The 21,304-nt window shown below is 31.8% G+C and carries 19 protein-coding genes; 5 read left to right on the forward strand and 14 right to left on the reverse strand.

Features of this window, described 5'->3' with window-relative positions:
- Positions 1 to 8 precede the first annotated feature (8 nt).
- On the forward strand, positions 9 to 674 hold the full coding sequence (locus tag AB2B44_RS08960) for a uracil-DNA glycosylase (RefSeq protein ID WP_369049240.1): 666 nt from the start codon (positions 9 to 11) through the stop codon (positions 672 to 674).
- Positions 675 to 942: 268 nt separating this feature from the next.
- On the opposite strand, the gene AB2B44_RS08965 is transcribed toward AB2B44_RS08960, so the two are convergent.
- The 8 genes from AB2B44_RS08965 to rlmD form a co-directional block, all read right to left on the reverse strand.
- On the reverse strand, positions 943 to 1,803 hold the full coding sequence (locus AB2B44_RS08965) for a substrate-binding domain-containing protein (protein WP_369049241.1): 861 nt from the start codon (positions 1,801 to 1,803) through the stop codon (positions 943 to 945).
- Positions 1,804 to 2,673 (reverse strand): nucleoside phosphorylase, encoded by an 870-nt coding sequence (locus tag AB2B44_RS08970; RefSeq protein WP_369049242.1) that lies wholly within the window; start codon positions 2,671 to 2,673, stop codon positions 1,804 to 1,806. It abuts the gene before it with no gap.
- Positions 2,674 to 3,621 (reverse strand): DUF1835 domain-containing protein, encoded by a 948-nt coding sequence (locus tag AB2B44_RS08975; RefSeq protein ID WP_369049243.1) that lies wholly within the window; start codon positions 3,619 to 3,621, stop codon positions 2,674 to 2,676.
- Between the two features lie 72 nt (positions 3,622 to 3,693).
- Positions 3,694 to 4,017 carry a translation initiation factor gene (locus tag AB2B44_RS08980; protein ID WP_369049244.1) on the reverse strand — a complete coding sequence of 108 codons (324 nt, stop codon included), beginning with the start codon at positions 4,015 to 4,017 and terminating at the stop codon, positions 3,694 to 3,696.
- 2 nt (positions 4,018 to 4,019) lie between these two features.
- Positions 4,020 to 4,967 carry an isopenicillin N synthase family dioxygenase gene (locus tag AB2B44_RS08985; protein ID WP_369049245.1) on the reverse strand — a complete coding sequence of 316 codons (948 nt, stop codon included), beginning with the start codon at positions 4,965 to 4,967 and terminating at the stop codon, positions 4,020 to 4,022.
- 68 nt (positions 4,968 to 5,035) lie between these two features.
- On the reverse strand, positions 5,036 to 5,746 hold the full coding sequence (locus AB2B44_RS08990; RefSeq protein WP_369049246.1) for a DUF6048 family protein: 711 nt from the start codon (positions 5,744 to 5,746) through the stop codon (positions 5,036 to 5,038).
- Positions 5,712 to 6,191, reverse strand: a complete 480-nt coding sequence (locus AB2B44_RS08995; RefSeq protein WP_369049247.1) for a DUF6452 family protein — start codon at positions 6,189 to 6,191, stop codon at positions 5,712 to 5,714. Before AB2B44_RS08995 ends, AB2B44_RS08990 begins: the two co-directional genes overlap by 35 nt.
- 78 nt (positions 6,192 to 6,269) lie before the next feature.
- Positions 6,270 to 7,745 (reverse strand): 23S rRNA (uracil(1939)-C(5))-methyltransferase RlmD, encoded by a 1,476-nt coding sequence (rlmD, locus tag AB2B44_RS09000; protein WP_369049248.1) that lies wholly within the window; start codon positions 7,743 to 7,745, stop codon positions 6,270 to 6,272.
- A gap of 114 nt (positions 7,746 to 7,859) precedes the next feature.
- Here rlmD and AB2B44_RS09005 point away from each other — a divergent pair, with 114 nt between their 5' ends.
- Positions 7,860 to 8,234, forward strand: coding sequence for a DUF6768 family protein (locus tag AB2B44_RS09005; RefSeq protein ID WP_369049249.1), 375 nt, complete (start codon positions 7,860 to 7,862; stop codon positions 8,232 to 8,234).
- 33 nt (positions 8,235 to 8,267) lie between these two features.
- Here AB2B44_RS09005 and AB2B44_RS09010 read toward each other — a convergent pair whose 3' ends face one another.
- On the reverse strand, positions 8,268 to 9,356 hold the full coding sequence (locus tag AB2B44_RS09010; protein ID WP_369049250.1) for a M42 family metallopeptidase: 1,089 nt from the start codon (positions 9,354 to 9,356) through the stop codon (positions 8,268 to 8,270).
- 277 nt (positions 9,357 to 9,633) lie between these two features.
- Between AB2B44_RS09010 and rimO the strand changes: the two genes are divergently transcribed.
- Entirely contained in the window at positions 9,634 to 10,944 is a 1,311-nt protein-coding gene (gene rimO / locus AB2B44_RS09015; RefSeq protein ID WP_369049251.1) for a 30S ribosomal protein S12 methylthiotransferase RimO, read from the forward strand.
- A 52-nt stretch (positions 10,945 to 10,996) separates the two neighbouring features.
- Here the strand turns inward: rimO and AB2B44_RS09020 are convergent, their stop codons facing one another.
- From AB2B44_RS09020 to AB2B44_RS09030, 3 genes are all read right to left on the reverse strand, one after another.
- Positions 10,997 to 11,761 carry a TIGR02757 family protein gene (locus tag AB2B44_RS09020; protein WP_369049397.1) on the reverse strand — a complete coding sequence of 255 codons (765 nt, stop codon included), beginning with the start codon at positions 11,759 to 11,761 and terminating at the stop codon, positions 10,997 to 10,999.
- A gap of 19 nt (positions 11,762 to 11,780) precedes the next feature.
- Positions 11,781 to 12,443, reverse strand: coding sequence for an ABC transporter ATP-binding protein (locus AB2B44_RS09025; RefSeq protein WP_369049252.1), 663 nt, complete (start codon positions 12,441 to 12,443; stop codon positions 11,781 to 11,783).
- Between the two features lie 68 nt (positions 12,444 to 12,511).
- Positions 12,512 to 14,995, reverse strand: coding sequence for a DUF5916 domain-containing protein (locus AB2B44_RS09030; RefSeq protein WP_369049253.1), 2,484 nt, complete (start codon positions 14,993 to 14,995; stop codon positions 12,512 to 12,514).
- 152 nt (positions 14,996 to 15,147) lie between these two features.
- On the opposite strand from AB2B44_RS09030, the gene sucC reads away from it, so the two are divergent.
- Entirely contained in the window at positions 15,148 to 16,344 is a 1,197-nt protein-coding gene (gene sucC / locus AB2B44_RS09035) for an ADP-forming succinate--CoA ligase subunit beta (protein ID WP_369049254.1), read from the forward strand.
- A 113-nt stretch (positions 16,345 to 16,457) separates the two neighbouring features.
- Here the strand turns inward: sucC and gyrB are convergent, their stop codons facing one another.
- Positions 16,458 to 18,395 (reverse strand): DNA topoisomerase (ATP-hydrolyzing) subunit B, encoded by a 1,938-nt coding sequence (gene gyrB, locus AB2B44_RS09040; protein ID WP_369049255.1) that lies wholly within the window; start codon positions 18,393 to 18,395, stop codon positions 16,458 to 16,460.
- Positions 18,396 to 18,738: 343 nt separating this feature from the next.
- Positions 18,739 to 20,403, reverse strand: coding sequence for an asparagine synthase B (gene asnB, locus AB2B44_RS09045; RefSeq protein WP_369049256.1), 1,665 nt, complete (start codon positions 20,401 to 20,403; stop codon positions 18,739 to 18,741).
- 357 nt (positions 20,404 to 20,760) lie between these two features.
- Between asnB and AB2B44_RS09050 the strand changes: the two genes are divergently transcribed.
- On the forward strand, positions 20,761 to 21,273 hold the full coding sequence (locus AB2B44_RS09050) for a hypothetical protein (RefSeq protein WP_369049257.1): 513 nt from the start codon (positions 20,761 to 20,763) through the stop codon (positions 21,271 to 21,273).
- Positions 21,274 to 21,304: the final 31 nt, after the last annotated feature.

Raw genomic sequence — 21,304 nt, forward strand, 5'->3', positions numbered from 1 at the left:
AACAAAGAATGCAGGTAAAAATAGCTGATAGCTGGAAAAATATTTTACAACAAGAGTTTAATAAACCGTATTTTAAATCGCTCACTGATTTTGTGAAGTTAGAGTATAAAAATTATACTTGTTACCCTAACGGGAAAGATATTTTTGCAGCGTTTGATTTTTGTGCTTTCAACGAGTTAAAAGTGGTAATTATAGGGCAAGATCCTTATCATGGGGTTGGTCAAGCAAACGGCTTATGTTTTTCGGTACATGATGGTATTCAACATCCACCATCATTAATAAATATTTTTAAAGAAATGGAAACCGATATACAAAAAGCATATCCAGTTTCGGGTGATTTGTCGTATTGGGCAAAACAAGGGGTTTTGTTGTTAAATGCAACGCTTACTGTACGGGCTAATAAAGCAGGTAGCCATCAAAATAAAGGTTGGGAAACTTTTACAGATGCTGTTATTAAACAAATTTCGGATAAAAAAGAACGGGTTGTTTTTTTGCTTTGGGGTGGTTTTGCTAAGAAGAAAAGTAAGTTAATTGATACGGATAAACATTATATTTTAACAACGGGGCATCCTTCGCCATTAAGTGCTAATAGAGGGTATTGGTTTGGTAATAAACATTTTTCTAAAGCCAACACATATTTAAGTAGTATAAATAAATTGCCCATACAATGGTAAGCGAGGTGCTATTTCTTTATTTTTATTGAAGAAAGATAGTATAAAAAAAATCCGCTCTAAGGCGGATTTTTTTGATTGATTTTAAAAGGCATTAACTATTTAATAGTAGCCTCTGCCACTATAGTAGTAGGTTTATAAAGTTGTTTAACTTGCTTAGTTTTTGAAGCCAAACCACAAGGTTTTGAGCTGCCACATGAACAAAGTAGTAGTGTTGTACATACACAACAGATAAACATTAAATTTTTCATTATTATGGGTTTGTGATAAATCAAAAGTACATATTTTTAATTAATTCACTAGATTTTTCTCTTTTATTTATAACGCCAAGTGATACCATTTTATTTTGAATACGCCCAATTAAATTTTTAGTAATGGGTTTACCATCACTCCAATGCGTAATAGATAACCATTTTTGGATGTCTTCTATTTTTTGATCGTATCTGTTAGCGAGTATTTCATCAATATCGTTTATTTTTTTAAAATCTTGGGTACAATTGTTTATAATATTTAGTATGTTTTTTATTTCGGTATAATTTTTTTGTAGCGCTTTGTTTGTTACAGCAACCACAAAACAAGGCCATGGTGTTGGGCAATCGCCTAAACGTTTAAATAAACCGTTATCTACTAGAGGTTTTGTTGTAAAATGTTCCCACATAAAATAATCAGCTTCTCCTTTAGTTAGTGCATCAATACCGCCTTGTAAATTGCCAACCACTTTAAACTTCAATTTATTTGTGTCCCAACCATTATTACGAGCGTTTACAATAGCCATTAAATGAGAGCCTGAACCAAATCGGCTAATAGCTACTGTAGCGTGTTGTAAATCGGCTATTTTTTTAAAAGGTGAATTGTTGCTAACATGAATACCCCAAATAAGCGGACTTTTAACAAAGAGCTGTGTTATTTTAGAAGGGTTTCCGTTAATAATATCTTTTATAATTCCTTCGGTTAAAATAATAGCCATATCAATTTCGCCACTACGTAATGCTTTACACATATCGCCTGTGCCACCAGGAAAATCTTGCCAACGTAAATTAATTCCCTTTTTCGCATATTCTTTATTTTTTAAGGTAATATACCAAGGGTAATTAAAATGCTCAGGCACTCCACCAATTTTTATATCTGTCATTTATTCAACTAATTTATTAAGCGTGTAAATAATTAATTTTTCTATTGTTTTATAAGGGGCTTCACTAAAAGTTCCGTTAGCTCTATTTGCAATAATAGCATTTATAGAGCAGGCATTATGTTTTAATAATTTAGCTAAACCATAAATGGCAGCGGTTTCCATTTCTAGATTAGTAATGCTATTTTCATTGTAATTAAAGCTACTTATTTTATCAATTAAATTGGGGTCTTGAACGGGTAATCGTAATACACGACCTTGAGGGCCATAAAATCCTCCAGCGGTAGCTGTAATACCTTTAAATGTTTTTGTAGAGCTTAATTTGTCTTCTAGTTTTTTAGAATTTTTAATAGCTATAGGGTAAGCTTTTTGATTGCTCCAAAGAGTATGTTTCACAAATTTTTCTTCAATTTCTGAATTTGTAATAGCATCTATTTTATAAGCTTGTAACATGCCGCTTAGGTCTAAGCCATAGGTACTAATTAGAAAAGAATTAATAGGGATATTTGTTTGTAAAGAGCCAGAAGTGCCAATTCTAACGATATTTAATTGGGTGTGTGTTTTTTTTACTGTTCTTGTTTTTAAGTCGATATTTACTAAAGCATCTAGTTCGTTAAGAACAATATCTATATTATCAGAACCTATTCCTGTTGAAATTACTGAAAACCGTTTTTTTTTATAGGTGCCTGTGGTTGTTTTAAATTCTCTTTTTTGAGTAGTAAATTCAATAGTTTCGAAGTGTTTGGTTATTTGGTCAACTCTATCTTGATCTCCTACAAAAATAATGTCAGAGGCAATGTGTTCGGGTTTTAAATTTAAATGATAAATGCTATTATCCGGGTTTAATATTAATTCGGACTTTTTAATAACCATTTATGAAGCAATTTTTAAAAGTTTTTTAGTGTCGCTTAGGTATAAAAAACTATATTTTTTAGCTCCTCCAAGATACGCTGACTCTGAACGTATTTGTGGATAATAATTTAATTGATGGTCTAACACTTGTTTTCCTGTTTTACTTAGTTTTACAGGATTAAAAGAAGCTGTAAATAATTTTTTAAGCTCGTCTATTTTTTTAATGTACTGTATATCACCGAAACCGTAGTTTTTTTGATTTGCTAATAAATAGCGTAACATTTCTTGTTTTGTAGCAAATTTATTTTCGTTTACCGTTTTTAGTATGGTGTTTTCTATAGCATTTAATCCGTTTTCGATTGAAGGAAAACGTAAAAAGTGTGCTTTTAAAGCATCTTCTAAATATGTAAAAGGAGACATTGGATTAAAGCCATGTATGGTTTCTAATCTTAAAGGGCTGTCAGAACAATACAATTGCCAAATATAATCGGCATATTCAATATCGTCTTGTGATAAAACAACTCTGTTTTTATAAAGGTTTTCTATTTGATTTTCTGAAAGCTCAGATAACCCTAAAAATTGGTCGCTACCAGCTACTTTTCCGCTAGTTACGAGTGATATTTTATAGCCTTCTCTGTAATGTTTTAACCAGCTTATTACCGCTAGCATATTTATTTGACAAAATAAATCGTACTCGAACCATAATACAATTTCTTCTTGTTTTTTTTGGTTGCAGAGATTTCTATATTCTTTTAAAGTGTAGTTTATAAATTTTTGTTTACTTACATTGTATGAATTTTTTAAAAACTCAAATCGGTTTTTCCAAAAAGATTCACTACCTACATCGCTAGTTGTTTTGCCTTCGCATAACATTTCGCGCCAAGTAATAAAATCGCCTTTAAAATTTAATTTTTGTAAGTATTGAGTAGTGCTGTCGCCGTTTGTGATATGTAAAATAGAAGTGTTCATAACAAAAGACATTTTGTTAAATGTTATTAAAATATACAGTACATTCTGCCAAAGGTAATTATTTTTTTGTAATCATCCGCCTACGCGTTTTACATTAAATCCTTTGTCTTTTAATAGTTGCATTATTTTATTTCTGTAATCGCCTTGAATAATAATTTTTTCATCTTTAAAACTACCGCCTACACTTAAAGTTGTTTTAATTTCTTTGGCAAGTTTTTTAAAGTCTTCGTCAGCTCCATTATATCCTTCAATAATAGTAATGGGTTTTCCTTTTCGTTTTTCGTATTTGCAAATAATGGGTTCTTTTTGCAACCAAATATCTGGTTTTTTTTCTGGTTTTTTTTCTTCAAACGAATGATCTGGAAATAGTTTTTTTAGTTGATCTTGTATATCCATTTTTATTTTTTTAAACCTAATTCTCTTAATCGTTCATCTAAAAATTCACCCGCTGTAATATTGTCGAATTTTTTAGGATTATTTTTATCAATACAGTTTTCTAAAACATCTAATTTCATATCTGATATTGGATGCATAAAAAACGGAATGGAATATCGCGATGTTCCCCATAATTCTTTTGGTGGGTTTATTACTCGATGTATAGTAGATTTTAGTTTGTCATTACTGTGACGTGATAACATGTCACCTACATTAATCATTAGTTCGTCGGGTTGGGCTACGGCATCAATCCATTCTCCTTCATGGTTTTGTACTTGTAAACCTTTGCCTTGAGCCCCCATTAATAAGGTAATCAAATTAATATCGCCATGAGCTGCGGCTCTAACAGCACCTTTGGGTTCTGTTTTTATGGGCGGATAATGAATAGGCCGTAAAATACTGTTTCCGTTTTCAATATACTTATCAAAATAGGTTTCTTCTAAGTTTAAGTGGAGTGCTAATGAACGAAGTACATATTTTGCTGTTTTTTCTAACATTTTGTAAGCTTGTTTACCGATAGTGTTAAATTCGGGTAGTTCAGTTACATAAATGTTTTCAGGATATTCTTCGGCATATTTTGAGTCAGTATCTATGTATTGACCAAAATGCCAAAATTCTTTTAAATCGCCTTCTTTTTTTCCTTTTGCACTTTCTTTACCAAAAGACACATAACCTCGTTGGCCAGCTATTTCAGGTATTTCGTATTTTTTTTTAATTGCTAGGGGTAAATCAAAAAAATTTTTAATCTCAGTGTATAATTTTTCTACTAGTTTCGTATCAAGAAAATGACCTTTTAAAGCAACAAAACCAATTTTTTCGTAAGCCTCACCAATTTGATTAATAAACGCTTGTTTTTTGTTTATATCGTCTGATAAAAAATCAGCTAAATTTACACTTGGTATGCGGTTCATTATTTAAATTAATTTAATAAAAAAATAAGGGTGATAAAGGTACTAAAATAGGTTAAAATAGATGTTGTTTATTTATTAACAAACGGAATTAAGTACGAAATAGTATAGTTAAAACCAAAACCAGCCTTGTTTTGATACACTCGGTTAAAACCTGGAGCATATAGTGTTTTAAAGTTTTCTGGGTTATCTATACTAATACCTGCTTTATAGGCTAAGCTTAGACCGAGAAATAAATTTTTAAAAACTTCAGCTTTTAATCCGAGTTGTAATTCTACCCAATGAGCAGTTAACCCTGATGTGGTAATTGGATTTGTATGTTTATTTGCTGGAAAATATGTATTGCCTGTGTTGGTTGTGTAAGAATTAACGGTATTATTAAAAACTGAAAATCCGTAACGAAAGCCAACATAAATTTCGTTATTCATGTCGAGCCAATTTTTGTACGTGTTGTAATTGGCTCCTAATCGAATATAATTGCCTTTTACTTTAGAATTGGTGTAATCTTCAGTGGTTGTTTCTTGCTCGTGCCCTAATTCAGTAGCTAAATACCAATTTTTAGAAATACGATAATCGCCAACAGCTTCAAACCCGCCATAGCTTTTGTCAAAAATTGCTTTTATAGGTTTACTAATATCAATACCCAATCTAAAACCGTAACCTGTTTTATAGATAATGGTGTCTTTTTTTTCTTCTGTTTGTTTTGTTTGTGAAAAACTATTTACAGAAAGTAAAAAAAGTAAAATGCTAGTGATATACTTTAACATGGGCAGCTGTTTCATTATTAATTGTTGTTAAAGTGTTAGGTGTAAAAGAAGTAAACCAACCATTATCTGAAGTTATAGTTACATTATTAAAAATAGTTTTATAACCGCACGATCGTGATACATAAATATCTTTGGTTTGGTAAGTAATGGTTAAGGTGTTTATTTTATTATCGGCTATATTGCCACTTACAGTATTGGTTTTTAGTTTGTATACCGTTTGAGTGGTATTGGTGTTTAATGGTAGCGCAATACTGTCGGTAGATTGGCTTGTAAATAAACTATCTGTTTTACTTGCTGCAATTACCGAAAGGCGTTCTGCCTTTTTTACTACACTCGTGTCTGTAGCATCGTAAAAACGGAGAATTAACTTTGGGGTAATAGGTTCTGTGCAAATATCGTCGATATCGCACCCCCAGTTAAAACAAACTAGTAGCAATAAGCCATAAACCAGTTTTTTCATAATTAACGAATTTCTAATTCAAAAGTAAACATTTATTTAAAGTAAGCAAATATGTAAAAAGCGAGAAAAGCACTGTATTTAATTACTATATTTTAATACAGGTTTTTCAAAAAGTATTATAGTTTCTATATGTGCGGTATGTGGAAATTGATCAACTAAACTAATTTTTTTTAATTGATAGTTGTGTTTAATCAGTTCTTCAGTATCCCTTGCTTGGGTTGCGGGGTTACATGAAACATAAATTATTCTTTCAGCATTTAATTGTATAATTTTTTTAAGTGTCTTAGGTGCAATTCCAGCGCGCGCAGGGTCTAAAATTAAAGTGCGTATATTGTTTTGATATTGAGGGTGTTTGGTTAAAAATTTACCAACATCTTCTGCATAAAATTTTAATCCGTCAATATTATTTCGCTTAGCATTTTCTTTGGCGTCTTCTATAGCAGAGGCTACAATGTCAACGCCAATAATTTTTGTATTGTTACTTTTAGAAGCAATTATTTGCCCAATGGTTCCTGTACCACAAAATAAATCCATTACTACGGTATTATCTATGGCTTCTTTATTTTCAAGAGCATAGCTTGCTACTTTGTTATATAATTTTTCGGCTGACTTAGGATTGGTTTGAAAAAAACTTTTCATACTAATTTCAAAGTTTAAGCCTAACAATTGTTCTACAATTTTATCGCTACCGTAAATTAATTTTATATTTCCTGTAGTTGAGATGGTTCGATCTCCAATTTCATCATTTATGGTGTGTAAAAAACCAGCAACTCTATCACCAAACAGCTCAACTAAATATTCAGCAAAATTTTGTAAATCAAACTTGGCTAATTCATCAGAAGTTGTTACTAGGTTAAGTAATAATTTGTTTGTTTTATACGATTTTCGAACTACCAAATACCTAAAAAAGCCTTTGCGTTTTGGGGCATGCCATGGTGGTAAGCCAGTTTGGCTACAATAGGTTCGTATTTTATGTAAGTTGTTTTCGAATTCGGCATCAAATAAACCGCTGTCTTTATTTAGGTTTTCACCTATCCACCACGTTCCTCGTCGTTTAAAACCTAGTGTAAACTCGTCTATGTCGGTTTTATTTGTAGAATCGTAACCAATTGCAGAAAAGCTGTATTCCATTTTATTACGATAATGAAATGTGCTTGGAGAAGTTATAAACTCGTCAAAATAGTTTTCAATAGTATCAATATGAGCTATTTTTTTAAATAAATCGATTGTACTAGTGTATTTGTATTCGTGTTGTTTTTTTATAGGTAATTTTATATAAGGCGCCCCTGGTATTTGTTGATACGGTGAGGCTATTTCATTTTTTGAAGTTTCAATAACTTCAATTAATTTTCCTTCGGCATATTTTTTTCGAGCTTTTACTATTTGGGTTTTTACCAATTGCCCAGGTAAAGTGTTCGGAACAAAAACAACAAACATTCCTAAATCAGAATCAATACGACTAATGCCTTTTCCGCCAAAAGCATAGTCTTCTATCAATAATTCAATTATTTGTCCTCTTTTTATAAATGTGTTACGTTTTTTATGTGCTGGCATTCTACTGTTTTAAGATTACAAAAATACTATTAATGTTAAAGATAAAGATTATGTATTTTTATAAGATTATAAAAAAATGCCAAAAATAAAATTCTTAACTTAAATGATATTTAGATGAAAAATAATTTTGAAGCCATAGATAAATTAATCAAAGAAAATTTAACAGCACGAGAAGCTAAGTTATATGATGATTTAGAAGAGCAAACCGTTTTTAAAATGATATTGAATTTGTATTCTGGTAAAAACAGTTGGTTGTTAGTGTTAATGAGTGTACTACAAATATTATTTTTTATACTCTTTGTGTACTGTGGCATTAAATTTTTTAATACCAATACCACTAATGAGTTAATAAAATGGTGCGTTTTGGGTTTTTGTAGTATTATGGTTTCTTTAATGTTGAAACTTTATGCTTGGATTGAAATGAACAAAAAAGCAACTGTTCGAGAAATAAAACGATTACAAATACTTATTTCGTCTATTTCAAGATAACACCAAATAAAAACTCAAAACGCATTATTTATTTTAAAAATACGAAAATGTTTCTCCTGCTTTAATTTGTAAGAGCGATTCGTAAATCATTTTAATTACGTTTTCTACATCTTCTTTATGTACCATTTCTACCGTAGTATGCATATAACGAAGCGGTAACGAAATTAAAGCAGAAGCTACGCCACCGTTACTAAAGGCAAATGCATCGGTATCAGTACCTGTATATCTTGATAAGGCAGAGCGTTGAAACGGAATATTATTTTTTTCAGCAGTACTGGTAATTAAATCGCGTAATTTTTGTTGTACTGCAGGGGCATAAGCTACAACAGGTCCTTTTCCAATTTTAATAAGACCTTGCTTTTTTGTGTTAATCATTGGGGTAGTGGTGTCGTGTGTTACATCGGTAACAATTGCCACATTAGGTTGTATGGTTTCAGTAATCATTCGAGCACCATTTAATCCTACTTCTTCTTGAACAGCATTAGTAATGTACAAACCAAAAGGAAGCTCTTTTTTGTTTTCTTTAAGTAAACGAGCAACTTCTGCAATCATAAATCCACCCATTCGGTTATCTAACGCTCGACAAACAAATTTATCTTTATTTAAAATATGAAATTCATCAGGATAGGTAATTACGCAACCTACATGTACGCCCAATTTTTCTACTTCTTCTTTTTTGGTACAGCCTACATCGATAAAAATATTATCAGGTTTTGGTGCTTCTTCTTTTGCTGTATTTCGGGTATGAATTGCAGGCCAACCAAAAACCCCTTTAACAATTCCGTTTTTGGTATGAATGTTTACAATTTTACTCGGTGCAATTTGATGGTCGCTACCTCCATTTCTAACTACATAAATTAAGCCATCATCGCTAATGTAATTTACATACCACGAAATTTCATCGGCATGTCCTTCAATAACTACTTTGTACTTAGCTTTCGGGTTTATAACTCCTACAGCAGTACCATACGTATCGGTTATAAACTCATCTACATGAGGTTTTAAATAATCCATCCAAATTTTTTGTCCTTCCCATTCATAACCTGTTGGGGCTGCATTATTTAAATATTTTTCTAAAAAATCAAGTGATTTTTTGTTTAAAATTGATTTTGCTTTTGCCATAATTATAATTACTTTATAGGTGTAAAAGTAAAACGAATTATTTAACTACCTTGAAAAAAATAAAAAAGAGTGTGTTAAAAATTGTTAATTATCTATACCTTATTTATTGCTATTAATACAAGAGTTGTTCTAAATAAAAGCAACAAAAAGTAGATTGTTACTACCTTAGTAAGGTGTTTAAAGTAGCAGGTTTTAAGAGTAAATGGCTGAAAATTATAAAAATATCTAAAAATTATTGATAAAGCATTACTTTTGCAAACTCTTAAAACAAGAAGAAATGCGTACAAAATCTATCAAAAAAAATAAAATAAATGTGGTTACGTTAGGGTGTTCAAAAAACATTTACGATAGTGAAGTTTTAATGGGGCAACTAAAAGCTAACGGAAAAGAAGTTGTGCACGAGGCTATAGAAGATGATGGTAATATTGTGGTTATTAATACCTGTGGGTTTATTGGAAAAGCAAAAGAAGAGTCTATTGATACTATTTTGCATTATGCACAAAAAAAAGAAGCAGGAGAAGTAGATAAGGTTTTTGTTACAGGATGTTTAAGTGAACGTTATAAGACTGATTTAGAAAAAGAGATTACTAATGTAGATCAATATTTTGGCACTCACGATTTGCCGAATTTATTAAAAGTTTTAGAAGCAGATTATAAACACGAATTAATAGGAGAGCGGTTAACCACAACCCCTCAACATTATGCCTATTTAAAAATTGCAGAAGGCTGTGACCGCCCTTGTTCGTTTTGCGCAATTCCGTTAATGCGAGGTAAACACAAATCAACCCCTATTGAAGATATTGTTTTAGAAGCTCAAAAATTAGCGCAAAAAGGTATTAAAGAAATTATGTTAATTGCTCAAGATTTAACCTATTACGGATTAGATATTTATAAAAAACGAGCTTTAGCAGATTTATTAAAGAAGTTAGTAACTGTTGATGGAATTGAATGGATTCGGTTACATTACGCTTTTCCAACAGGTTTTCCGACAGATGTATTAACCGTAATGAAAAATGAACCAAAAGTTTGTAATTATTTAGACATTCCATTACAACATATAAATTCGGAGATTTTAAAATCGATGAAGCGAGGTACAACGTATCAAAAAACAACCGATTTGATACATAAATTTCGCGAAGTAGTGCCTAATATGGCTATTCGAACAACTTTAATTGTGGGATATCCTGGAGAAACTGAAGCGCAGTTTCAAGAACTTAAAAATTGGGTTGAACAAATGCGTTTCGAGCGTTTGGGCGTGTTTGAATATTCGCATGAAGAAAATACAGGTGCCTATGCCTTAACAGATGATGTGCCTGCTGATGTAAAGTTTAGAAGGGTAAATGAAATTATGGAGGTTCAGTCTCAAATTTCATGGGAACTAAATCAAGAAAAAATAGGAAAAACCTTTACCTGTTTGTTTGATAGAAAAGATGGTGAATATTATTATGGTCGCACGGAGTTTGATTCGCCCGACGTAGATAACGATGTATTGGTTGACGCAACAAAACATTATATAAAATTAGGGGAGTTTATTGATGTTAAAATTTTTGATGCAGGTGATTTTGATTTATATGCAGAGCCAATTTAATTAGTGGCGGTATAAAATTTTAAACGCTTGGTAAACTGAAAGTAAAGTACGCTTAAAATTTTTCAAAAACACCCAAGCCAAATAGCGAAAAATCGTATTTTACAGGATCGTTTTTATCAAAATTTCTTAGTGTGGTGTCTAGCTCAACTAGGGCTTTCCAGTCGTTTTGTTTACGCGTTAAAAGACCTAATTTTCTAGCAACATTGCCTGAATGGATATCTAATGGACAGTGTAAATTAGCAGGGTGGTGTTTTTTCCAAATACCAAAATCAACACCTTTTGTATTGGCTCGAACCATCCAGCGCAAAAACATATTAATTCGTTTAGCTGCTGAATTTTTAAGAGGGTCTGATATGTGTTTTGTAGTTCTATTTAGGTGCGGAATTTCAAAAAACACTTTTTTAAAATCACTAATAGCTTGTTGGTAATTGTTTGCGTGGTCTTTTATAAAAAAAGCTTCTTCGAGCCCGTTATGATTTTGATAGATGTTTTTTAATGATTGAATAAAAAAAATAAAATCATTAGCATTAAAAGTTCGATGTATAACTCCGCTAAAATTAGTCAAGTCTTTTTCAGTGTGATTTTGTATAAAATCATAAGGAGCATTGTCTAACAAATGCATCATTTTATTAGCGTTGTTAATAATCATTTTTCGATTACCCCAAGCTATAATAGCGGTTAAAAAACTAGCAATTTCAATATCTTCTTTTTTAGAAAACCGGTAAGGAATTTGAATAGGGTCAGACGATATAAAATTTTTGTTTTCGTACTGATACGCTTTAGTGTCTAAAAAATCTTTAAGCTCACTTTTTTTAATTTTCATATAAAATACAGCCTTATTGAGCTATAATACCATCTTTAATAACCAAAGTTCTATCAGCCATTTCTGCTAATTCTTGGTTATGGGTAACCAATACAAATGTTTGCCCAAACTCATCGCGAAGTTTAAAAAATAAATTGTGTAAATTTTTAGCAGTAGCCGAATCTAAGTTTCCGCTAGGTTCATCGGCAAATATAACTGCAGGTTTATTAATTAGAGCTCTTGCAACAGCTACCCGTTGCTGTTCGCCGCCAGAAAGTTGGTTGGGTTTGTGATTTTTTCGATGTGATAGATTTAAAAAATCTAATAACTCATGGGCTCGTGTTATTGTTTCGCTTTTTGATTTACCACCGATAAAGGCAGGTATACATACGTTTTCTAAGGCTGTAAATTCGGGTAGTAATTGGTGAAATTGAAAAATAAACCCAATGTGTTTGTTGCGAAATAACGACACCTTTTTATCGTTTAAGTTTTTTATAGAAATACCATCAATAAATAATTCAAAATCTTGTTCTTTTAAAGGTTTATCTAAGGTGCCTAATATTTGTAACAATGTTGTTTTTCCTGCTCCAGAAGGGCCAACAATAGCAACAATTTCTCCTTTTTTTATGTGAAGATTTACGCCTTTTAAAACCTCAACATCTCCAAAATATTTATGTATGTTTTTTGCAACAATCATAGGGTATAAATTTTGATTAGACCAATGTATAAAAAAGAAATTGGAAAAATATGCGCTAAAAGTAAAAGTTATTTATTAAAAACATGCTTCATTTGGTTGTAATCTATAAAATAAACCAAACGAAGAGAAAAAACATCTTTCTTAGGGTTTTTAAACAAATCAGTCAAATTTTCTGAAAAACTTAAATTAGCGCGATTATTAAAACTTGATATAGAGTTTCTATAAAGGGCAATTAACTGGCTACCAGGGGCAAATTGCCACACGTAATTAAAACCTAAATTCCAGCTATTAAAATTTACATCGTGATTTCCTGTATAGGTGTCTGCAATTAATTTACCATTAGTTGTATTTAGTTTATAATATTGATTGTTATAAGGAACTTTGCTCCAATTATGACGGAAGGTTATTGATAAAGCGGCTTTGGTGTTAAAATTATATTTACCAGAAAGCGAGTTTTTATACGAACTCCAATCGCGTTGCCCAAAAATAATATCATTAGGTTGTGAGTCTTGGCTTACCCAACCATAATCGTTTTCAGTTTTATAATATTCAAAGCTATAGCTTAAAGAAAATTGGTTTGTAAATCGATAGCGAGGAGAAATTTCGAATCCGTAATAAAACTTTGGATTTTTTTTATAAAAACTAACCTCCCATTCGTAATCAACAGCCAATTTTTTTCGATAATCGGTAGAGCCCCAATGGTTAACGTTTATTTTTTCGGGTCTTTCAAAAAAAATGCCACTTCTTGTTCCTTGCCTTGGCTCAAAAAAATCTTTGTTAACCGTGTCGTAATTTAAATTTAAACCAAAAGCAAAACGTTTTTTTGTTTGTGCCCAAGCAGACAAGCCACTTTCAAAGCCTGTGTAGGTACTTGGATTATGTAAAAAGTTAGCATTATAATATAAAGAAATACTATAATTATTAAAAATACCTTTTGGTTTTAATATTCTATAGCCTACATGTCCGTATATAGTTTGTTCGTTATTGCTAAATAAAATTCCTAAATCGTTTGGATTATAGTCTTTGTTTTCAAAATTATATCCTATTTCGCCAACCCATTTGCCAGAATGTTTACCAATACTGGTGTCAAAGGCATACCCTGTGTTAGGGTTATTACTATCATCTGAAATAGAACTTGTTTTAAAAGAGCCATCAATGTTGTAACTACTAGATTTATTTTCGACATGCCATAATAATCCAGTAACATTTGCATCTCTAAAACGCCCATCACGAATAACATTGGTGTTAATTAAAGTGATGGCTGAATTTTGATTAAATTGTTGGTCAACTACCATAATATTGTAGTTTGAAAAGGGGTTGGTTGTTAGTTCTCTTGTGGTATTGGTTAGTGTATCTAATACTGTAGCATGCGTTTCTTTTGTTATGGCGTTAAAAACTCCGATGCCTAATCCGTTTTTTAAGCGTCCAGAAACTTTAATAGCATTAATCATATCTACTTTTTCTGGATTATTAATTATTATTTCGTTATTGGTTAATTGACTTTTGACATCGAATTGGTCAATGGGGCTACCTCCAATTCTACGAGAATAAAATAATCTTCCTTTTGAAAACAATTCGGTTCCTTCGGTGAAAAACTGACGTTGTTCTGAAAACTGTTGTTCAAATGGGCCTAGGTTTAAGGTAACATTGTCAAAAGCAGTTTGTCCAAAATCTGGAATTAATGTGGCATCGAGTGTAAAATTTTCGGTAATCCCATATTTTAAATCCATACCAACACTCCAGTCGGCTAATGTTTTACCATCGTTAAAGGTAAGAGTACCAGAAGCATAAGGGTAAAAGGCTAGTCGAGTAGGAGGGGTTATATTTTTTAAATTTTCAACTAAACCATCGTATTGCGTCCAAATACCTTGTTTATTATCAATATAATTCCAAGTAAATTGGGCATTTAAATTTTCTATTCTTCTACCAAAATTAACACCCCATGATTGTATGGGTAAATTCGCAAATCGTAATGCACTATAGGGTATTTTTAGCTCTGCCACCCAGCCTTTATCGGTAATTTTAATAGCACTCTCCCAAACAGCACTCCAGTTATAATCTTCATCGCTATTAGAAACTTTTGCGTCGGCTTGTACACCAGAGGCTGTAACTATAAATTCAAAAGGATTTTGACCATCATCGTTAGGGTTTATAGTAACTATAAAAAAATCGGTATTTCCAATATTATCTCTAGTGGTAAATTCTGCTGGAATTTTTGTTGGGTTTGGGTCGTACATTATAGCACTTATATATATGGCATTATCATCGTACACAAATTTAACGGTCGTTTTATGGTCTTTGGGCTCTGGCTTTCCATTATCTGGGCGTAACATTACAAAATTTTTAGCCTCAGGAATATTTTTCCACGCAACATCGTCTAAAACGCCATCAATTTTAGGTGCTTTTTGTATACGAATAGCATCTATTTTTTTTCGATTAACATTAATTTGACCAAAACTATGTATAGAAACAAAGAGTAAAAAAAGAAGTGTTGTTGTTAAATTTTTATTTTGTGGTGGTATATATAAGTTGCTAGTTTTTAATAAACACATTATCAGTTTTTTAAATTTTAGTTAGGTCGTTTTACGTAATATTAAAGACTTCTAAAAATACAAATTGTTACAATGAGTGTATATTTTTTATTAAAAAATTTTTTTTATTATTTGAATTTGTATTTTTGTGACACTTTTTAAATCCACATCGAATGAACTTACATGAATATCAAGGAAAAGAAATTTTAAGTAGTTTTGGCGTACGTATTCAACGCGGAATTATAGCAGGAAACCATAAAGAAGCTGTAGATGCAGCAAAACAATTAACTGCAGAAACAGGTACAAAATGGTATGTTGTTAAAGCGCAAATACATGCTGGTGGTCGTGGAAAAGGTGGAGGAGTTAAGTTAGCAAAAAACTTACAAGAAGTAGAAAGCATTTCAGATGATATTATCGGAATGATGTTAAAAACCCCTCAAACCCCACCGCAAGGAAAAAAAGTAAATCAGGTATTAATTGCTGAAGACGTTTATTACCCAGGCGATTCTGAACCAGAAGAGTATTATATGTCTGTGTTATTAAACAGAGCTACAGGTAAAAATATGATTATGTATTCTACCGAAGGAGGTATGGATATTGAAACGGTTGCTGAAAAAACACCTCATTTAATTTTTACTGAAGAAATTGACCCAACAGTTGGTTTATTGCCTTTTCAAGCTCGTAAAATAGCATTTAATCTAGGATTGTCAGGGGCTGCTTTTAAAGATATGACTAAGTTTGTTATGGCTTTATATATGGCTTATACTAAGTCAGACTCTTCTATGTTTGAAATAAATCCTGTTTTAAAAACATCAGACAATAAAATTTTGGCAGTAGATGCTAAAGTTACCTTAGATGATAATGCTTTATTTCGCCATAAAGATTATGCGCAATTACGAGATATACGTGAAGAAAACCCGATAGAGGTTGAAGCAAAAGCAGCAGGGTTAAATTATGTTGATTTAGATGGTAATGTAGGTTGTATGGTAAATGGAGCAGGTTTAGCTATGGCTACGATGGATTTAATTAAGCAAGCGGGTGGTGAGCCTGCTAATTTTTTAGATGTAGGAGGTACTGCAGATGCGCAACGTGTTGAAACTGCTTTCGGAATTATTTTAAAAGATCGTAATGTTAAAGCTATTTTAGTAAATATTTTTGGTGGAATTGTTCGTTGCGACCGTGTAGCGCAAGGTATTGTAGATGCCTATAAAAATATGGGTGATAAAATTACAGTGCCTATTATTGCTCGATTACAAGGTACAAACGCTAAAGAAGCAAAAGAATTGATAGATAATAGCGGAATGAAAATTATATCAGCTACAGAATTTCAAGAAGCAGCCGACAAAGTACAAGAAGTACTAACTGCTTAAAAAAAAATAAAAACGTAAAAAAACCTGTATTTTTTAAAATACAGGTTTTTTTTGCGCTAGTTCTAAAATTGTTTGGTTAAACAAGTTTTATAAGTGTTGTAAAAAAGGCGTTATTATGCATCAATATTAGCATATTTTGCATTACGCTCTATAAATTCTCTACGAGGCGGAACATCGTCTCCCATTAACATAGAAAATACTCTATCAGCTTCGGTTAAGCTATCAATGCTTACTTGGCGTAAGGTTCTAAATTCAGGGTTCATGGTAGTGTCCCACAATTGTTCAGCATTCATTTCTCCTAAACCTTTATATCGTTGTATGGTTACGCCGCCTCCCATGTTTTGGGCAATTAAATCACGTTGGTTGTCATCCCAAGCATATTCGCGTTTTTGTCCTTTTTTCACCAAATATAAAGGTGGTGTGGCAATATAAATATAACCTTGCTCTACCATTTCTTTCATGTATCTAAAGAAAAAGGTTAAAATAAGTGTAGCAATATGTGAACCATCAACGTCGGCATCACACATAATAACCACTTTATGATAACGAAGTTTTGATAGGTTTAAAGCTCTAGGGTCTTCTTCTGTACCAATAGTTACCCCAAGGGCTGTAAACATATTTTTAATTTCTTCGTTTTCAAAAACTTTGTGTTGCATCGCTTTTTCAACGTTTAATATTTTTCCTCTTAAAGGAAGAATAGCTTGAAAATTACGATCGCGTCCTTGTTTTGCAGTTCCACCTGCCGAGTCTCCTTCGACAAGAAATATTTCACAAGCAGCAGGGTCTGTTTCTGAACAATCAGATAGTTTACCAGGTAAGCCACCAATGCTCATAACTGTTTTACGTTGCACCATTTCGCGTGCTTTACGGGCTGCATGACGTGCTTGTGCTGCTAAAATTACTTTTTGAACAATGGTTTTTGCATCGTTTGGATTTTCTTCTAAGTAATCGGTAAGCATTTCTGATACGGCTTGAGATACCGCAGAGGTTACTTCTCGGTTACCTAGTTTGGTTTTGGTTTGCCCTTCAAATTGAGGTTCAGCAACTTTTACCGATACAATAGCTGTTAACCCTTCGCGAAAATCATCACCTGAAATTTCAAATTTTACATTTTTTAATAATCCAGAATCGTCTGCATATTTTTTTAAGGTAGAGGTTAATCCACGACGAAATCCAGATAAATGAGTACCTCCCTCATGGGTGTTAATATTATTTACATATGAATGTAAATTTTCAGCATATGAATCATTATATATCATTGCTACTTCAACAGGAATGTCACTCTTTTCACCCTCCATAGAAATTACATGACTAATAATTGGTGTACGAGTGCTATCAAGATATCTTACAAACTCAGGTAACCCTTCTTCACTATAAAAAGTTTCGCTTATGATATTGCCTTCATCATCGGTACGTCTTTTATCATTTAAAACAATGGTAATTCCTTTATTTAAGTACGCTAACTCGCGCATACGAGAGGCTAAAGTATCGTAATTGTATTCAGTAGTTTGTTGAAAGATAGATTTATCAGGTAAAAAAGTTACTTCGGTACCTGTTTTGTCAGTTTCGCCAACGGTTTTTACAGGGTATAAGGTTTTACCGCGTTCATATTCTTGTTGCCATATTTTTCCTTCTCTGTAAACGGTTGCTTTTAAGTGGTCTGAAAGTGCATTAACACAACTTACCCCCACACCGTGTAAACCTCCAGAAACTTTGTACGAATCTTTATCAAATTTACCTCCTGCACCAATTTTAGTCATTACTACTTCTAAAGCAGAAACGCCTTCTTTTTTGTGAATACCAACAGGAATACCACGTCCGTTATCTTTTGTAGTAATCGAGTTGTCTTCATTTATAGTTACTTCAATTCTATCACAATGTCCTGCTAAAGCTTCGTCAATAGAGTTGTCTACAACTTCGTATACTAAATGGTGTAACCCACGTACACCGACATCGCCAATATACATTGACGGACGCATACGTACGTGTTCCATTCCTTCTAAGGCCTGAATACTATCGGCAGAGTAATTGTGTTTTTTTTCTTCGCTCATTATAAAGTGAATTAATTTAAAATCGTTATCATAAAAAAAATCGCTACTTGAGCGATTTTGAACTCACACAAATTTACGAAATTTTAAGCGATTTTAAAAGTTTTTTAGCGATTTAGGTATTTTATTATCAACATTTGTTAAAAAGCCAAAAGTGTCTTAAATCGACTAAAAAAGCCTTTATTTTTAATTTCAATTAAAAAAATAAGCATGGGTTGGGTGTAAAAAACAAAAAACCTCGTAAAAACGAGGTTTTAAATTTATTTTAAAGCTTTTTTGGCTTAAAAAAACTCAAATTATACTTAAAATTAGACTACTGTTAATTGAATTTTAAATAACTTGTTAATTAATAAGCATCGTCATGTACATTAGCAATAGCGCGACCAGAAGGTTCGTTCATGTTTTTAAACGCCTCATCCCATTCTAAAGCAGTTGCTGTACTACAGGCAACACTTGCTTCTTGCGGAACGCTAAGTGCAGCGGCATCACTAGGAAAATGCTCTTCAAAAATTGAACGATAGTAGAACTCTTCTTTGTTTTGCGGGGTTTGAATTGGAAATCTAAATTTAGCATTAGCTAATTGCTCATCGGTAACTTCTTTATTTACAATTTCTTTTAGTGTATCAATCCAGCTATAACCCACTCCGTCAGAAAATTGTTCTTTTTGTCGCCAAGCCACACTTTCAGGTAAGTAACTTTCAAAAGCTTTTCTAACTACCCATTTTTCCATACGTTCGCCGTTAATCATTTTATCTTTAGGGTTAATACGCATTGCCACATCCATAAATTCTTTATCTAAAAAAGGTACACGACCTTCAATTCCCCAAGCCATTAAGCTTTTATTAGCGCGTAAGCAATCGTACATATGTAGTTTGTCGAGTTTACGTACTGTTTCTTCGTGAAATTCTTGTGCATTAGGGGCTTTATGAAAGTATAAATACCCTCCAAAAATTTCATCGGCTCCTTCACCTGATAATACCATTTTTATACCCATCGATTTAATTACACGCGCCATTAAATACATAGGGGTAGAAGAACGAATAGTTGTGATGTCATAGGTTTCGATATTGTAGATAACATCTTTAATAGCATCTAACCCTTCTTGAATGGTAAATTTTATTTCGTGATGAATGGTACCAATATAATCGGCAACTTTTTGTGCAGCAGCCAAATCGGGTGAGCCTTCTAATCCTACAGAAAACGAGTGTAATTGTGGATACCACGCTTCTGATTTATCGTCAGATTCAATTCTTTTTTGTGAATATTTTTTGGCAATAGCAGAAGTAACCGAAGAGTCTAGTCCGCCTGAAAGTAATACTCCGTAAGGTACGTCAGACATTAATTGTCTGTGTACTGCAGCTTCTAAAGCTTCTTTTACTTGATTAATACTTGTTTGGTTTTCTTTTACGGCTTCGTACTCCATCCAATCTCTGGTGTACCATTTTACAAACTCTCCATCTTTACTAGATAAGTAGTGCCCTGGAGGGAATAATTCAATTTTTGAACAAATACCTTCTAATGCCTTTAATTCTGAAGCAACATAAAAGGTTCCGTTTTGATCCCAACCTATATATAACGGAATAATACCCATATGGTCACGAGCAATAAAGTATTCATCTTTATCAACGTCGTATAGCGCAAAACCAAAAATTCCATTCATTTCATCAATAAAATCAACTCCTTTTTCTTTGTATAATGCTAAAATTACTTCACAATCTGAAGCGGTTTGAAAATTATATTTTCCGTCAAATTGTTTGCGTAAATCTCTATGGTTGTATATTTCGCCATTAGCGGCTAATATTAATTTTTTATCTTCACTAAATAAGGGTTGCTGGCCAGAAGCTGGGTCAACAATAGCTAAACGCTCATGCGTCATGATTACCTTATCATCGCTATAAATACCACTCCAATCTGGACCGCGATGTCTAATTTTTTTTGACATCTCTAATAATTGAGGTCTTAATTTTTCAGCTGGTTCTTTTAAATCGAACGCACATACTATTCCGCACATATTCTTTTGTGTTTTGTTTTATTTATGATGCAAAAAACGTAATTAAGTTGTTTTTTATAAACATTAATTACATTTTTAATTTCATATTTAATGTTTTTTGTGTTTTTTTGTATAAAATGAAACTTGTTTCATGTTTATAGCATACAATACTATTCATTTTTTAATAGCTACAAAAATAAATGAACTAAAAATTCGCGCAATAAAAAGTTTATTTGTAAATTTATATCGTAAGTAGTGTAAAGATATAACTAAAGGATAAAAAATTGCGACTGAATATTCTTTGTTACCCATGGTTTATTGTTTACTACTGTATTTTTTATCGACAACTGCTAATAATAATCTAAAATAATTAATATTATGGAAAAGGTTAATTTAAATGTGATACCCTCATATGGGTATAAAATTAAAATTATAGGTTTTACTACGTTGCTGTTATCCTTAAGCTTTTACTTAATCAATACTTTTTTTAGTCTTTTTAAATTAGATAATAGGGTGTTAACTTTTTTGGTAGCTGTATCGTTATTGTTAATTGTTTTTTCAAAAGAAAAAAATGGAAGTAAAAACGATTTGAAGTTAAGGTATATTTCAGGAAAAATATCGGTAGTTTATTTTATAACTTTTTTATTAGCTGTTAATTTTATTGAAATAATAACTAATTATAAGTATCATTTTAATTACATGCTCCTTATAATTTCTTTTTTACTTTTTTATTTAATCTTATTTTACTCATTTAGAATTAGGTTTAAAGATTATAAGGTTAATGTTGAAGAAATTTCATTACGTGATAATTTAATTCAGAATAAAAAAATAGTTGCATGGAGTGTTTTTTTATCAATAATAACATTGATTTTACTACTTATATTTAAATAATTACTTAATTATAATAAGAAGAGTAAAAAAT

Origin of the sequence: Tenacibaculum sp. UWU-22 (assembly GCF_041021355.1) — a bacterium.
Classification (GTDB): Bacteria; Bacteroidota; Bacteroidia; order Flavobacteriales; family Flavobacteriaceae; genus Polaribacter.